The 15,510-nt window shown below is 72.0% G+C and carries 14 protein-coding genes; 4 read left to right on the forward strand and 10 right to left on the reverse strand.

Annotated elements, in window-relative coordinates:
- Positions 1-210: 210 nt before the first annotated feature.
- Positions 211-1,920 carry a glycerol-3-phosphate dehydrogenase/oxidase gene (locus E4N63_RS12735; RefSeq protein ID WP_125624206.1) on the reverse strand — a complete coding sequence of 570 codons (1,710 nt, stop codon included), beginning with the start codon at positions 1,918-1,920 and terminating at the stop codon, positions 211-213.
- Between the two features lie 196 nt (positions 1,921-2,116).
- Here E4N63_RS12735 and E4N63_RS12740 point away from each other — a divergent pair, with 196 nt between their 5' ends.
- Positions 2,117-3,379, forward strand: a complete 1,263-nt coding sequence (locus E4N63_RS12740) for a nucleotide sugar dehydrogenase (protein ID WP_125624207.1) — start codon at positions 2,117-2,119, stop codon at positions 3,377-3,379.
- Between the two features lie 103 nt (positions 3,380-3,482).
- Here the strand turns inward: E4N63_RS12740 and E4N63_RS12745 are convergent, their stop codons facing one another.
- The 5 genes from E4N63_RS12745 to E4N63_RS12765 form a co-directional block, all read right to left on the reverse strand.
- Positions 3,483-3,647, reverse strand: a complete 165-nt coding sequence (locus tag E4N63_RS12745; protein ID WP_230240710.1) for a hypothetical protein — start codon at positions 3,645-3,647, stop codon at positions 3,483-3,485.
- Positions 3,648-4,282: 635 nt separating this feature from the next.
- Positions 4,283-5,407 (reverse strand): GuaB3 family IMP dehydrogenase-related protein, encoded by a 1,125-nt coding sequence (locus E4N63_RS12750; protein ID WP_125624209.1) that lies wholly within the window; start codon positions 5,405-5,407, stop codon positions 4,283-4,285.
- A gap of 73 nt (positions 5,408-5,480) precedes the next feature.
- Positions 5,481-6,983 carry an IMP dehydrogenase gene (gene guaB, locus E4N63_RS12755; protein WP_125624210.1) on the reverse strand — a complete coding sequence of 501 codons (1,503 nt, stop codon included), beginning with the start codon at positions 6,981-6,983 and terminating at the stop codon, positions 5,481-5,483.
- Between the two features lie 156 nt (positions 6,984-7,139).
- Complete coding sequence (locus E4N63_RS12760) at positions 7,140-7,745, reverse strand: sigma-70 family RNA polymerase sigma factor (RefSeq protein WP_019710499.1); 606 nt, start codon at positions 7,743-7,745, stop codon at positions 7,140-7,142.
- A gap of 261 nt (positions 7,746-8,006) precedes the next feature.
- Positions 8,007-8,618, reverse strand: a complete 612-nt coding sequence (locus tag E4N63_RS12765) for a response regulator transcription factor (RefSeq protein WP_003948568.1) — start codon at positions 8,616-8,618, stop codon at positions 8,007-8,009.
- 382 nt (positions 8,619-9,000) lie between these two features.
- Here E4N63_RS12765 and E4N63_RS12770 point away from each other — a divergent pair, with 382 nt between their 5' ends.
- From E4N63_RS12770 to E4N63_RS12780, 3 genes are all read left to right on the forward strand, one after another.
- Positions 9,001-9,330 carry a WhiB family transcriptional regulator gene (locus tag E4N63_RS12770; protein ID WP_095756982.1) on the forward strand — a complete coding sequence of 110 codons (330 nt, stop codon included), beginning with the start codon at positions 9,001-9,003 and terminating at the stop codon, positions 9,328-9,330.
- Between the two features lie 213 nt (positions 9,331-9,543).
- Complete coding sequence (locus tag E4N63_RS12775; RefSeq protein ID WP_230242462.1) at positions 9,544-10,233, forward strand: MOSC domain-containing protein; 690 nt, start codon at positions 9,544-9,546, stop codon at positions 10,231-10,233.
- 249 nt (positions 10,234-10,482) lie between these two features.
- On the forward strand, positions 10,483-11,256 hold the full coding sequence (locus E4N63_RS12780; protein WP_125624211.1) for an SDR family oxidoreductase: 774 nt from the start codon (positions 10,483-10,485) through the stop codon (positions 11,254-11,256).
- Between the two features lie 176 nt (positions 11,257-11,432).
- On the opposite strand, the gene groL is transcribed toward E4N63_RS12780, so the two are convergent.
- The 4 genes from groL to E4N63_RS12800 all read right to left on the reverse strand — a co-directional run bounded on the left by groL (position 11,433) and on the right by E4N63_RS12800 (position 15,107).
- Positions 11,433-13,058, reverse strand: coding sequence for a chaperonin GroEL (groL, locus tag E4N63_RS12785; RefSeq protein WP_043471299.1), 1,626 nt, complete (start codon positions 13,056-13,058; stop codon positions 11,433-11,435).
- 93 nt (positions 13,059-13,151) lie between these two features.
- On the reverse strand, positions 13,152-13,460 hold the full coding sequence (gene groES, locus E4N63_RS12790) for a co-chaperone GroES (protein WP_019710502.1): 309 nt from the start codon (positions 13,458-13,460) through the stop codon (positions 13,152-13,154).
- A gap of 358 nt (positions 13,461-13,818) precedes the next feature.
- Positions 13,819-14,226, reverse strand: coding sequence for a VOC family protein (locus tag E4N63_RS12795; protein WP_230240711.1), 408 nt, complete (start codon positions 14,224-14,226; stop codon positions 13,819-13,821).
- Between the two features lie 185 nt (positions 14,227-14,411).
- Positions 14,412-15,107 carry a polysaccharide deacetylase family protein gene (locus tag E4N63_RS12800; RefSeq protein WP_228429309.1) on the reverse strand — a complete coding sequence of 232 codons (696 nt, stop codon included), beginning with the start codon at positions 15,105-15,107 and terminating at the stop codon, positions 14,412-14,414.
- Positions 15,108-15,510 lie beyond the last annotated feature (403 nt).

A 15,510-nucleotide genomic window follows, 5' to 3' on the forward strand; every position in this document is an offset into this window, starting at 1 on the left:
GCCGGCCTCGCCCGTGAGGCTTCGTCGCGGTCCGGCAAGCGGACGGCCGGCCTCAGCCGGGCGCGCGCTCCGGACGGGGAGGGCAACCTTCGCGGCTGTGGCGACCTCGGGGGTGTGCCAGCGGCCGGGCTCGGCGAAGGCGGGGCACCACCGTGCGGGCGGGGCCGGCCGCCCCTCGGCCGGGAACGGGCCGGGCCGGGCCGCGGAGGCTCAGCTCAGCGGCACGATGTCCGGTGCGCCCAGCCGGGCCGCGTCCGCCGTCTGGTCGTCCGGCTGGCGCTGCGACTCCCGCTCGGCCTCCACCCGCTTCTCGTAGTGCTCGACCTCCTTCGCGATCTGGCCCTCGTCCCAGCCGAGCACCGGGGCCATCAGCTCGGCGCACTCCCGCGCGCTGCGTGTGCCGCGGTCGAAGGTCTCGATGGAGATGCGGGTGCGCCGGGTGAGCACGTCGTCCAGGTGCCGGGCGCCCTCGTGGGAGGCGGCGTAGACGATCTCGGCGCGCAGGTAGTCGTCGGCGCAGGCCAGCGGTTCGCCCAGCGACGGCTGCTCCTCGACGAGCCGGAAGACCTCCTCGGCCAGGGAGCCGTAACGGTTGAGCAGGTGTTCGACGCGGACGACGTGCAGGCCGGTGCGTGCGGCGAGCCGGTTGCGCGCGTTCCACATCGCCCGGTACCCCTCGGCGCCGACCAGCCGGACGTCCTCGGTGACGCACGCCGCCACGCGCTGGTCCAGCCCGTGCACCGCCTCGTCCACCGCGTCCTTGGCCATCACCCGGTATGTCGTGTACTTGCCCCCGGCGACGACGACCAGCCCCGGCACGGGGTGCGCGACGGTGTGCTCCCGGGACAGCTTGCTCGTCGCGTCGGACTCCCCGGCCAGCAGCGGGCGCAGCCCGGCGTAGACGCCCTCCACGTCATCCCGGGTGAGCGGCACGGCCAGCACGGAGTTGACCCGCTCCAGCAGGTAGTCGATGTCGGCGCTGGAGGCTGCCGGGTGGGCCTTGTCCAGGTCCCAGTCGGTGTCGGTGGTGCCGACGATCCAGTGCCGGCCCCAGGGGATGACGAAGAGGACGCTCTTCTCGGTGCGCAGGATCAGGCCGGTGGTGGAGTGGATGCGGTCCTTCGGCACCACCAGGTGGATGCCCTTGGAGGCGCGGACCTTGAACTGCCCGCGCTCGGCGATGAGTCCCTGGGTGTCGTCCGTCCAGACGCCGGTCGCGTTGACCACCTGGCGGGCGCGGATCTCGTACTCGCCGCCTGCCTCCACGTCCCGCACCCGGGCGCCCACGACGCGCTCGCCCTCGCGCAGGAAGCCGATGACACGGGCCCGGTTGGCGACATCGGCGCCGTAGGCGGCGGCGGTGCGGACCAGGGTGGCCACGAAGCGGGCGTCGTCCACCTGCGCGTCGTAGTACTGCAACGCCCCGACCAGGGACTCCTTCCTGAGGGCGGGGGCCACGCGCAGGGCGCGGCCGCGGCTGAGGTGACGGTGCACCGGCAGGCCGCGGCCGTGCCCGGAGGAGACGGACATGGCGTCGTACAGCGCCACGCCCGCACCGGCGTACCAGCGTTCGAAGCCCTTGCGCCGCAGGGGGTAGAGGAACGGCACCGGCTTGACGAGATGCGGCGCGAGCCGTTCCAGCAGCAGGCCGCGCTCCTTCAGCGCCTCCCGGACGAGCGTGAAGTCGAGCATCTCCAGATAGCGCAGCCCGCCGTGGATCAGCTTGCTGGACCGGCTGGAGGTGCCGGAGGCCCAGTCCCGGCCCTCGACCAGGCCGGTGGAGAGTCCGCGGGTGGCGGCGTCCAGGGCGGTGCCCGCGCCGACCACTCCCCCGCCCACCACGAGAATGTCGAGTTCGTGTTCGGCCATCCGGGCGAGTGCCTCGGCACGCTCGGCCGGTCCCAGTGTCGCTGTCCTCACCGCTGCCTCCGGTCGTGGTCGGGTCGCGCGTTCCCCACCCAGCGATTCTCACCGCCCGGCGCGCGCGCAACCCCGAGCGCCCTCGCACGGCAACACCGGGCCGTCACATCGCGGGCAATACTCACTATCAGCAATATGTCTGTTTAGCCTTACATAGATCGACAAAGCTGTGCCCCCGGGAAGGACGGCCCCAGCCATGCCCGCAGACCTCGCCGTCCTCGGTCTCGGCCCGCTGGGCCTTCCCCTCGCGCGGGCCGCCGCCGGGGCCGGTATCGCCACCGTCGGCTACGACACCGACGGCCCCCGCGTCGACGGGCTCATGGCCGGCCGCCCGCCCGCGGACGGCTCCCTCACCGCCGCCGGCCTGCGGCGGATGCTCTCCGCCGGCTTCCGCGCCACCACCGACCCGGCCGCGCTCAGCCGCGTCCGCACCGCCGTCATCTGCGCCCCCACACCGCTCGGCGAGGACGCCGCGCTCGATCTGCGCGCCGTCGGCCGGGCCGCCCGCGTACTCGCCCCCCATCTCCGGCCCCGCAGCACCGTGTTGCTGGAATCGACCGTCTACCCGGGCACCACCGAGGAATACCTCCGCCCGCTGCTGGAGGAGGGGTCCGGGCTGCGCGCCGGCCGCGACTTCCACCTCGCCTACGCGCCCACCCGGCTCGACCCGGGCAACCGCGAGTTCGGCTGCGCCAACACCCCCAAGGTCATCGGCGGTCTGACCCCCGCCTGCACCGAGGCGGCCGCCGCCTTCTACGGGCGGGTCACCGACCGCGTCGTCCGCGCCCGCGGCCCGCGCGAGGCCGAGACCGTCAAGGTTCTGGAGACCAACTACCGGCACGTCAACATCGCGCTCGCCAACGAGATGGCCGTCCTCTGCCACGACATCGGCGTCGACCTGTGGGACGTCATCCGCTGCGCCGAGACCAAGCCGTTCGGTTTCCAGCCCTTCCGGCCGGGCCCCGGAGCCGGCGGACACGGCGTTCCCATCGACCCCAACTACCTGGCCTACCGGCGGCGCAGCCCCGGCTATCCACTGCGGATGGTGGAACTGGCCAAGGAGGTCAACGACCGGATGCCGCGCTACGTCGTGCAGCGCTGCGCGACCCTCCTCAACGAGCACGGCAAGTCCGCGCGCGGAGCCCGGGTACTGCTGCTCGGCGTCACCTACAAGCCCGACCTCGGGGACCGGACCGGCTCCCCCGCCGGCGAGATCGCCTCCCGGCTGATGGAACTGGGCGCCCAGCTGAGCTACCACGATCCGCATGTGCCGCAGTGGAGCGTCCTCGGCCGCCCGGTGCCGCGCGCCGACTCCCCCTACGAGGCCGCGGCCGGCGCCGACCTGACGGTCCTGCTCCAGCCGCACCGCTTCTACGACCTCCAAGGGCTCGCGGTGAAGGCCCAGTTGCTGCTGGACACCCGCGGCGCGAGCCCGGCGGGCACGGCACACCGCCTCTGACCACTGGCCCGGGCGGCGGCTCTTCCCGGAGGCCCAGGCATCACAACAGCGTTGTGCCCGGGGAGTTCCCCGGGCACAACGCGCAATGCTGAAACTCCGCTTCCTAGCGGGCCGAGTGCTTGTAGCAGTACCCCACGACCTTGTTCGCGCTCCCCTTACCCGCATACTTCTGGTCCAGGAAGTACAGCTTGAACGTGTACCTCTTGTAGAGCGGATACGCCTTCAGCGTGCCGTACTTACCCCTGGGGACGTTATAGGACCCAGTCATCCTCCGCGTGACAGACTTCGTCACATCGAATCCCACGGCAGCGGATATGACATCGGCGCTGACCGTAACGGTTGTGCTGCGCGTATTGCTCACGGTCTCGTCATGCGTGAGAGACAGAGTCATGGGGCCACGCCCCCTAACCTCGGCCACCGAGCTCTTACCACACTTCTTTCCGTGGTACTTGAGCTTCTTGACCTTGCACATGTTCATATGGCCGACCTTGCAGCCCCCAGCAGCCCCCGCAGTTGACGACTCAACTGCTTGCGCTGCCCCCGAACCACCGGCGACTACCCCAAGTATGGCCGCCGCTGCAACGACACCTCGAAGACCAAGGCGAAATGACACAGATCCCCCATTCGGATAACACACCAGCAGCAAGCGTGGAAACGGAAACCCTTCTCCGCTCCACGTATGCAACGCGGGCGCAAAAGATGTCCTCTTCTGGTCAGAAAAGGACTATCGGCTTCAGCGATGATCAATCTAGGCGATCAAGCCTTGCGCCGTCCATGACATTTCGAGGACTTGAGCGAATCCTGAGCTTCGGGGGCCTGCCCGTGCGCTCGGAAAGTTGAACTCATAACGAAAAACGCGCCCCTGGGGAAATCCCCAGGGGCGCCGAAGAGGGACGTTGCTGTTCAGCGGTCGTGGCGCGACGGCGCAACCGTCACCTCGACCCGCTGGAACTCCTTGAGGTCGGAGTAGCCCGTGGTGGCCATCGCCCGGCGCAGCGCGCCGAAGAAGTTCATCGAGCCGTCCGGCGTGTGCGAGGGGCCGAGCAGGATCTCCTCGGTGGAACCGACCGTGCCCAGGTTCATGACCTTGCCGCGCGGCACGTCCTCGTGGACGGCCTCCATGCCCCAGTGGTGGCCGCGGCCCGGGGCGTCCTCCGCCCGTGCCAGCGGGGAGCCCATCATCACCGCGTCCGCGCCGCAGGCCACGGCCTTCGGCAGATCGCCGCTCCAGCCGACGCCGCCGTCCGCGATGACGTGGACGTACCGGCCGCCGGACTCGTCGAGGTAGTCCCGGCGGGCGGCGGCCACATCGGCGACCGCGGTGGCCATCGGCACCTGGATGCCCAGGGTGTTGCGGGTGGTGTGCGCGGCGCCGCCGCCGAAGCCGACCAGCACACCGGCCGCTCCGGTGCGCATCAGGTGCAGCGCGGCGGTGTAGGTGGCGCAGCCGCCCACGATCACCGGCACGTCCAGCTCGTAGATGAACTGCTTGAGGTTGAGCGGCTCGGCGGCCCCCGACACGTGCTCGGCGGAGACCGTCGTACCGCGGATCACGAAGATGTCGACGCCGGCGTCCACCACGGCCTTGGAGAACTGCGCGGTGCGCTGCGGGGAGAGCGCGGCGGCGGTGATGACGCCGGAGTCGCGCACCTCCTTGATCCGCTGCCCGATCAGCTCCTCGCGGACCGGGGCCGCGTAGATCTCCTGCATCCGGCGGGTGGCGGTGCGCTCGTCCAGCTCGGCGATCTCGGCGAGCAGCGGCTCCGGGTCGTCGTAACGGGTCCACAGCCCTTCGAGGTTGAGCACGCCCAGGCCGCCCAGCTCACCGATCCGGATGGCGGTGGCCGGGGAGACCACCGAGTCCATCGGGGCGGCCAGGAACGGCAGCTCGAACCGGTAGGCGTCGATCTGCCAGGCGATCGAGACCTCCTTCGGGTCGCGGGTGCGCCGGCTCGGCACCACGGCGATGTCGTCGAACGCGTACGCCCTCCGGCCGCGCTTGCCGCGCCCGATCTCGATCTCAGTCACAATTGGCCTTTCCCAGTTCGGTCTGCCGTCCCAGTATCGCCGACCCCGTACGGGCGCCGGCGCCCGGCAGCGGTCACCGGCGGCTGTAGTTCGGGGCCTCGCCGACCATCTGCACGTCGTGCGGGTGGCTCTCCTTGAGACCGGCCGCCGTGATCCGCACGAAGCGGCCCTTCTCCTTGAGCTCCGGGACGTCCGCCGAGCCGACATACCCCATGGAGGCGCGGAGGCCGCCGATGAGCTGGTGGGCCACCGAGCCGAGCGGGCCGCGGTAGGGCACCTGGCCCTCGATGCCCTCGGGGACGAGCTTGTCCTCGGAGAGCACGTTGTCCTGGAAGTAGCGGTCCTTGGAGTACGAACGGGCCCGGCCGCGCGACTGCATGGCACCCAGGGAGCCCATGCCCCGGTAGGACTTGAACTGCTTGCCGTTGATGAACACCATCTCGCCGGGCGATTCCTCGCAACCGGCGAGGAGGCTGCCCAGCATCACGGAGTCGGCGCCGGCCGCGATGGCCTTGGCGATGTCGCCGCTGTACTGGAGGCCGCCGTCACCGATCAGCGGGACACCCGCCGGGCCGCAGGCGCGGGCGGCCTCGTGGATCGCGGTGACCTGCGGGACGCCGATGCCGGCGACCACGCGCGTGGTGCAGATGGAGCCGGGGCCCACGCCGACCTTCACGCCGTCCACGCCCGCGTCGATCAGCGCCTGGGCGCCGTCGCGGGTGGCGACGTTGCCGCCGACCACATCGATCTCGACGTTCGACTTGATCTTGGCGATCATGTCGAGGATGCCGCGGCTGTGGCCGTGCGCGCTGTCCACGACCAGGAAGTCGGCACCGGCCTCGACCAGGGCCTGCGCCCGGTCGTACGCCTCGTCGCCGACGCCCACCGCGGCCCCGACGATCAGCCGGCCCTCGGCGTCCTTCGCGGCGTTCGGGTACTGCTCGGCCTTGACGAAGTCCTTGACGGTGATGAGGCCCTTGAGGATGCCCGCCCCGTCCACCAGCGGCAGCTTCTCGATCTTGTGCCGGCGGAGCAGCTCCATGGCGTCCGCGCGGGAGATCCCGACCGTCCCGGTGACCAGCGGCATCGGCGTCATGACCTCGCGGACCCGGCGGCTGCGGTCCATCTCGAAGGCCATGTCGCGGTTGGTGACGATGCCGAGCAGCTTGCCCTCCGGGTCCGTGACGGGCACCCCGCTGATCCGGAACTTGGCGCAGAGCGCGTCGGCGTCGTGCAGGGTCGCGTCCGGGCGGACGGTGATCGGGTCCGTCACCATGCCGGACTCCGAGCGCTTCACCAGATCGACCTGGTTGGCCTGGTCCTCGATGGAGAGATTGCGGTGCAGCACGCCCACGCCGCCCTGCCGGGCCATGGCGATGGCCATCCGCGACTCGGTGACCTTGTCCATCGCGGCGGACACCAGCGGAATGTTGACCCGGACGTTGCGCGAGACCCGGGACGAGGTGTCGACCGCGTTCGGGAGCACCTCGGAGGCACCCGGCAGCAGGAGCACATCGTCGTATGTCAGCCCGAGCATCGCGAACTTCTCGGGCGTTCCGTCGACGTTGTCAGTCATGACACCTTCCCAGTGCTCTTGCCCAGCGCGGACTCCCCATGCTAACGGCCTGCGGAAGCTGCCCGTCCCCCCGCCGGATCACCCCGCACCACCCGCCGCGGCCTCCCCGGAAGCAGGTACGGACCGCGCCGCCGTGCCGTTCGCCCGGGGCCGTTCCTACTGCTCGGCCAGGGCCCGCAGGCGGCTCAGCGCGCGGTGCTGGGCGACCCGTACGGCCCCCGGCGACATGCCGAGCAGATGACCGGTCTCCTCGGCCGTCAGCCCGACGGCGACCCGCAGCAGCACCAGCTCGCGCTGGTGGTGCGGGAGATTGGCGAGAAGCTTCTTGGCCCATTCGGCGTCGCTGCTCAGCAGCGCCCGCTCCTCCGGGCCCAGGGAGTCGTCCGGCTGCTCCGGCATCTGGTCCGAGGGCACGGCCGTGGAGCCGGGCCCGCGCATCGCGGCCCGCTGCAGATCGGCGACCTTGTGCGCGGCGATGGCGAAGACGAAGGCCTCGAAGGGCCGGCCGGTGTCGCGATACCGGGGCAGCGCGCACAGCACCGCCAGGCAGACCTCCTGCGCCAGGTCGTCCACGAAGTGCCGGGCGTCACCCGGCAGCCGCGAGAGCCGGGTGCGGCAGTAGCGCAGGGCGAGCGGATGCACCTGGGCGAGCAGGTCACCGGTGGCCCGCTCGTCGCCGTCGGCCGCGCGCCGCACGAGTGCGCCGATCCCCCCCGGGCCGCCTCCGGCCACGGGGGAACCCGGCTTCTCGGTGTCACGCATCGGTCCATGGTGCCTTGGTCCCGGACCGTGCGGCGCACCGCCTCCGCACTTGTGCACCGAAGCGTTATGAGCAGGTGCGCCGGCTGTCACGTCGCGCGCCCTCCCCCCGACCGAGCCGTCCCCGAGGAAGTTCATGTCTCCAAGGATGCGGCAGCCCGCGCGAAACGGGGATGTGGCTCCCCTCGCCGCGCACTCCGGCGGTGCGCCGCCTCGCCCGCGGGGCGCGGGCGAGGACCGTCGTTCCCCCGTTGCGGCGCACTGCTAGCGGACCAGGCCCCAGCGGAAGCCGAGCGCGACGGCGTGGGCGCGGTCGGAGGCCCCCAGCTTCTTGAACAGCCGGCGGGCGTGGGTCTTGACCGTGTCCTCGGAGAGGAACAGCTCGCGGCCGATCTCGGCGTTGGAGCGGCCGTGGCTCATGCCCTCCAGCACCTGGATCTCCCGGGCGGTGAGGGTGGGGGCGGCGCCCATCTCGGCCGAGCGCAGCCGGCGCGGGGCCAGCCGCCAGGTCGGGTCGGCGAGCGCCTGGGTGACGGTGGCCCGCAGCTCGGCGCGGGAGGCGTCCTTGTGCAGATAGCCGCGGGCGCCGGCGGCCACCGCGAGGGCGACGCCGTCGAGGTCCTCGGCGACGGTGAGCATGATGATCCGGGCGCCGGGGTCGGCCGAGAGCAGCCGGCGCACGGTCTCGACGCCGCCGAGGCCGGGCATCCGGACGTCCATCAGGATCAGGTCCGAACGGTCGGCACCCCAGCGGCGGAGGACTTCCTCGCCGTTGGCGGCCGTCGTCACGCGCTCGACGCCGGGCACGGTCGCTACCGCCCGGCGCAGCGCCTCTCGGGCAAGCGGGGAGTCGTCGCAGACGAGGACGGATGTCATGGCCGCCCTCCGCAGCTGATGCGCGTCACCTTGAGCCTCCAGGCTGGTACGTAGTCGTCACCTGGGCGGTGGCCGCGGTCCGGGCCCTGCCCGGCTGCTTGCGGCGTCAACCGCCTCCGCACTTTCAACGATGGTCACCCGAAAGAGTTACGGGCCCCGGCCCCCGGCTCCGGCCGGGGGCTCCGGACGGACTATGCCCTATTTGGTGGCATTCATACCGCTTTGCTGACGAGTGTGGCTAGATTTTCCATGAGTAATATTTTCAGGTGGTTACACATGGAACGTGCGGTCGTGGGCACTCACGGACGCGCGGTCGCGAGCTCCACCGGCCGTGGCCACCCGGCCTCCGACGCCGTACCGGTACCTCCCGAGGAGACGAGCCATGGCAGATTTCTCCCGCCTTCCCGGACCCAACGCCGATCTGTGGGACTGGCAGCTGCTGGCCGCCTGCCGCGGGGTCGACAGCTCGCTCTTCTTCCACCCGGAGGGCGAACGCGGGGCGGCCCGGAGCGCGCGGGAGAACTCGGCCAAGGAGGTCTGCATGCGCTGCCCCGTCCGCGCCCAGTGCGCCTCGCACGCGCTGACGGTGCGGGAGCCGTACGGCGTGTGGGGCGGGCTCACCGAGGACGAACGGGAGGAGCTGATGGGCCGGGCCCGCAACCGGCTCGTCCCCACCGGGCAGGCGCCCGGGTACCAGGGCCCGCCCCGGTGAGCCGGGGCCCGGTACGGCGGGCCGCGGCGCGGCGCCGCGCCGGCTGCCGCGCCGGCCGCCGTGGTTGACCCGGGCGGACCGGGGCAGCCGACGGTCATGACGACGGGCATCACAGACGAGCGGGCGGTGCGGCCCCACCCCGCGCGCAAGCACGAGCACGGGCCGGGGCACGAGCACGGGCCGGGGCACGGACGGCTCCTCCCCTCCGCCCCCATGCGCCTCCTCTCCGTGAACACCGGCCGCCCCCGGCGCTCCGGCCACACCGACCGGGCCCGGAGGCTCACCGGGATCGGCAAGCGGCCCGCGGAGGGACCGGTGGCCGTGACGGCGCCCGGGCCCCGGGGCTCCGGCGGCAGCGGCCTCGCCGGGGACGCGGTGTGCGATCGGCGCTTCCACGGCGGCGAGCACCAGGCGGTGTACGCCTACGCCCGCGAGGACCTGGACCGCTGGGAGGCCGAGCTCGGCTCCACCCTCCCCAACGGCGTCTTCGGCGAGAACCTGACCACCGCCGGTGTGGACGTGAACGGCGCCCTGATCGGCGAGCGCTGGCGGGTCGGACCGGACCTGGTGCTGGAGGTCAGCGGCACGCGGATCCCCTGCCGCACCTTCGCCGGCCATCTGGGCGGAGCCGGGCTGCTGCCCACGGCGGACGGGCGGGGCTGGATCAAGACCTTCATGCGCGCCGCGGTCCCGGGCGCCTACTTCCGGGTCGTCCGCCCGGGCTCCGTCCGGGCCGGGGACACCGTCGCCGTCGAGCACCGGCCGGACCACGAGGTCACGGTCTCCTTCCTCTTCCGGGCCCTGACGCTCGAACCCCGGCTGCTGCCGCGCATCCTCGCCGCGGGCGACGCCCTGCACCCGGAGTCCCGCGAGACCGCGCTGCGGCGGGCCGCCGCCGGCTGACGCCGGCCCGGCCGCCCGTCCTCAACGCCCGGAGCGGCAAAGCTGGTTGCGGCCCCGGGCTTTATCCGGGGCCCAACAAGCCGGCCTGACACCCCGTGGGACCCGGGCCGGGCGGCGGTCCGTCTCTGACGGTGCCTCAGTTGGGTTGTGCCGCACAGCCACCGGCGGCCCGGGGGTGGGGCGGAAGCCGGGCCCCGGAAGGTGAGGAGCGGCACGGCGGCCGTCGACGGCGCCGGATACCGTGCGCGTATGACGACTGCGTTGATTACGGGAGCCACGGCGGGCATCGGTGCGGCCTTCGCCCGGCGGCTCGCCTCCGACGGGCACCATCTGGTGCTGGTGGCGCGTGACGAGAAGCGGCTCCGCGAACAGGCCACCGAGCTGCACGACCGGCACGGCATCGAGGTGGAGGTGCTGCCCGCCGACCTCTCCACCGAGGAGGGGATCGAGGCCGTCGGTGCCCGGCTGGAGGAGCGGACCCACCCCGTCGACCTGCTGGTCAACAACGCCGGGTTCGGGCATCGCGGCGCCTTCCTCGACGTACCGGTCGAGGACGAGCTGACCATGCTCAAGGTCCACTGCGAGGCGGTGCTGCGGCTGACGTACACGGCCGTCGCCGGGATGCGGAACCGGAGCCGGGGCGGGGTGATCAACGTGGCGTCCGTCGCCGCGTTCGTCCCGCGCGGCACGTACGGCGCCAGCAAGGCGTGGGTCGTGCAGTTCACCCAGGGCGTGGCCCACGACCTCGCCGGGTCGGGCGTGCGGCTGATGGCCCTCTGCCCCGGCTTCGTGCGGACGGAGTTCCACGAGCGGGCCGGTGTGGGGACGGACAACATCCCCGGCTGGATGTGGCTGGACGCGGACCGCCTGGTCGAGGCCGCGATAAAGGACCTGGAACGCGGCAAGTCGCTGAGCGTTCCGGACCCCCGCTACAAGACCCTCACGGGACTGGTGAAGCTCGCGCCGCGCAACATGCTGGGCGGGATCACCTCCCGCACGGGGCGCAAGTTCGGTCCGCGGTGACGGCTGCACCGGGCCCGGAACCCCGGGACGGAGCAAGGGCGTTACGCGACCGGGGCCGTGAGCCCGCGGCCCTGCCCCCCGAGCCACCGAAGCCGGCGCCCCCAGCGGGGCGCCGGCTTCGTCCGTACGGCCGGAGTCCGGACCACCCGTGCGGGCGGCCCGGGGCACCGGTCGCGTCAGTGGGAGTGGCCGTGGCTGTGGCCACCGGCCTCCTGCTCCTCCTCGGCGGGCTTCTCGACGACCAGGGTCTCGGTCGTCAGCAGCAGCGAGGCGATGGAGGCGGCGTTCTCCAGGGCGGAGCGGGTGACCTTGACCGGGTCGATGACCCCGGCCTTGACCAGGTCGCCGTACTCGCCGGTCGCGGCGTTGAAGCCGTTGCCCTTCTCCAGCTCGGCGACCTTGGAGGTGATGACGTAGCCCTCCAGGCCGGCGTTCTCCGCGATCCAGCGCAGCGGCTCGACGACGGCGCGGCGGACGACGGCGACACCGGTGGCCTCGTCGCCCTCCTTGCCGAGCGAGTCGCCCAGCACCTTGGCCGCGTGGACCAGCGCCGAACCGCCACCGGAGACGATGCCCTCCTCGACCGCGGCGCGGGTCGCGGAGATGGCGTCCTCCAGACGGTGCTTCTTCTCCTTGAGCTCGACCTCGGTCGCGGCGCCGACCTTGATCACGCACACCCCGCCGGCGAGCTTGGCGAGGCGCTCCTGGAGCTTCTCGCGGTCCCAGTCGGAGTCGGTGGTCTCGATCTCGGCCTTGATCTGCGCGACGCGGGCCTGCACGTCCTCGCTCTTGCCGGCACCGTCGACGATGGTGGTGTCGTCCTTGGTGACGGTCACGCGGCGGGCGGAGCCCAGCACGTCCAGACCGGCCTGGTCGAGCTTGAGGCCGACCTCCTCGGCGATGACGGTGGCACCGGTGAGGGTGGCCATGTCGCCGAGCATCGCCTTGCGGCGGTCGCCGAAGCCGGGGGCCTTGACGGCCACGGCGTTGAAGGTGCCGCGGATCTTGTTGACGACGAGGGTGGAGAGCGCCTCGCCCTCGACGTCCTCGGCGACGATCAGCAGCGGCTTGGAGGAGCCGGCCTGGATGACCTTCTCCAGCAGCGGCAGCATGTCCTGGATGGAGGCGATCTTGCCCTGGTGGATCAGGATGTACGGGTCGTCGAGGACGGCCTCCATACGCTCCTGGTCGGTCACCATGTACGGCGAGAGGTAGCCCTTGTCGAAGGCCATGCCCTCGGTGAAGTCGAGCTCCAGACCGAAGGTGTTGGACTCCTCGACGGTGATGACACCGTCCTTGCCGACCTTGTCCATCGCCTCGGCGATGAGCTCGCCGACCTGCTTGTCCTGGGCGGACAGACCGGCGACCGCGGCGATGTCCGCCTTGGAGTCGATCGGGCTGGCGGTGGCCAGCAGCTCCTCCGACATCGCCTTGACGGCGGCGTCGATGCCCTTCTTCAGGGCGGCCGGGGAGGCGCCGGCGGCGACGTTGCGCAGGCCCTCGCGGACCAGCGCCTGGGCCAGCACGGTCGCGGTGGTGGTGCCGTCACCCGCGATGTCGTTGGTCTTGGTCGCCACCTCCTTGACGAGCTGGGCGCCCAGGTTCTCGTAGGGGTCCTCGACCTCGACCTCGCGGGCGATGGTGACACCGTCGTTGGTGATGGTCGGAGCACCGAACTTCTTGTCGATGACGACGTTGCGGCCCTTGGGGCCGATCGTCACCTTCACGGTGTCGGCGAGCTTGTTGACGCCGCGCTCGAGGGCGCGACGGGCGTCCTCGTCGAACTTAAGGATCTTCGCCATGGGTTGCCTGAGTCCTCTCAACGAGCCGCGCCCCGGCGCCCGGTGGTTCAGTACACGGGAGAGCCGGGGCGCAGATCAGAATTGCTGGGTGAATTACTTCTCGACGATCGCGAGCACGTCGCGAGCCGAGAGGACGAGGTACTCCTCGCCGCTGTACTTCACCTCGGTGCCGCCGTACTTGCTGTAGAGCACGACATCGCCGACGGAAACGTCGAGCGGAAGACGGTTGCCGTCCTCGAAGCGGCCCGGACCGACGGCAAGGACGACGCCCTCCTGGGGCTTCTCCTTGGCGGTGTCCGGGATGACCAGGCCGGAAGCCGTGGTCTGTTCGGCGTCGAGCGGCTGGACCACAATGCGGTCCTCGAGCGGCTTGATGGCAACCTTGGAGCTGGCGGTCGTCACGATCCGACCTCCCCCTTCGGAGATCTCACGGGGTTAACTGTCTGAGGTGGCGACCGGGTAAATCCGTCGTCGCGGGTGCCGGACCTGCCCGTCGCTGTGTTGGCACTCGCCGGTGGTGAGTGCCAGCGCCGAGCCTATGACGGCGTTAGCACTCGGTCAAGCTGAGTGCCAACGAGTCGTGGCGCCGGCGACCCGGAGCGGGGGCGGCCGGAGGATCGTCCGGGGATACGGGGTGCCCGGGGCGCGTGCGGGGCGCGCACGCGCCGGTTCCGGGCAGGCCGACGCGCCGCCGGGCCGGGGCGCGGCGGTACGTCGGAGAATCCGGGCCGGGGATGCCGGGGGCGCCGGCCGGGCGACGTCACTGCATGGCGGACATGTCCATGTACACGACCTCCCAGTGGTGCCCGTCCGGGTCCTGGAAGGAACGGACGTACATCGGGCCCTCGTCCATGGTGTCGCTCGCCGGCGAACCGCCGGACGCCAGCGCCGTGTCCACCAGCCGGTCGACCTCCTCGCGGCTCTCGGCGGCGAGGGCGGTGATCACCTCGGTGGTGCTCGCGGCGTCCGCGATCTCCTTCCTGATGAAGCCCTTGAAGAAGGGCTCGGCCAGCAGCATCGCGAAGATGCTCTCCTCCTTGAGCACCAGACAGGCGGACTTCTCGTCGGAGAACCGCTCGTCGAAGGAGTAGCCGAGTGCGCCGAAGAAGGCGCGGGAGCGCTGGACGTCCTTGACGGGGAGGTTGACGAAAACGCTGGTGACGGCCATGGTGTCGCCTCTTCTCTCTCGCTCGCACCGCTCGCCGGCGCGAAGCTCTGCTGTGGGGTCGCTGTACGGGGGTGGACCGGCGGGCGGAGCGGAACTCATCGGCGGCGGCGGGCTTTTCTCCGGTCTCCTTCGGCGGGCCGGCGGCCCCGGCCGGGGCGGGGCGGGGGCTCGGGGCCATCGCTCGCTCAGGAGCCGCCGACGTAGTCCTCCAGCAGGGCCACCGCGAACCCCTCCTCGGTGGCCTGGTCCAGCACCCGCCGGAGGACGTCCCGCATGTCGCCCTTCCAGTGGGCCGGCCCCCGGAAGTGCGTGAGGACGATGTCGCCGGGGTGGAACCGCCCGTCCAGCGCCCCGCGGCGGTACTCCATCCGCCCGGGGAAGACCTCCTGGCTCCACAGCGGCACGACCCCGATCCCGCAGGACGCGGCCGCGCGCAGGGTGGCGCGGTCGTAGCCGCCGAACGGGGGGCGGAACATCGTCGGGCGCACACCGGTCTCCCGCTCCAGGTTGTCCTGCTGGGCGCAGATCTCCCGGCGCTGCTTCTCGTAGGGGAGAGCGGGGAGGTAGGGGTGGGTGAGGGTGTGGTTCTGCATCCCGGCGCCCAGGTCGCGCAGCCGGCGGAAGTAGCCGTAGTCCTCGCGGGCGAGGTTGTGTGTGAGGAAGGCGCTGACCGGGACGTTCAGCTCCCGGATCATGCGGAGCAGCCGGGGGTCCTTGTCGGCACCGTCGTCGATGGTCAGGAAGATGACGCGGTCGTCGGTGGGGACCCGGGTGATCACGTGCGGCAGCCCGTCCTCCGGGCGGTGCGGGCCGCGGCGGAGCCCTTCCGGGGTGGTCAGCACCGGCTTGACGACGGGCGGGGGCGGCGGGGCGAGCGGCACCGAGCGCAGCCCCCAGCTGGTGGGCTACGGCGGGGCGCGCGGCCGGGGCGCGCCGCAGCCGCTCGGCGCGGGCGGCGAGGGCGCGGGCGGGGACGGAGAGCAGGTCGCCCGAGCCGGGCACCTCGTCGGGGGCGGCGTTCCGGGCGTCGAGGGAGGGATCGGGTACCGGCCCGCGCTCCTCGGAGGGCCGCAGGCGGCGGCGAGGAGTCCGGTGAGGACGAGGGCGGCGGCAGTGCGGCCGGTACGGCCGGTACGGGACCGGGCCGTTCCGCGGGGACGGGGTGGGGGCCCGGGCACTGAGGGTTCGGGGGCCGCGGGGCACGGCCGGAATGGCCGGAGCAGCCGCAGTCGCCGGCACCGCCGGGGCCGTGGGGCAGCCGGAGCGGGCCGCTGCCTCCGACGG

The organism is Streptomyces sp. MNU89, from assembly GCF_020982505.1.
In the GTDB taxonomy this organism is placed as follows: Bacteria; Actinomycetota; Actinomycetes; order Streptomycetales; family Streptomycetaceae; genus Streptomyces; species Streptomyces xinghaiensis.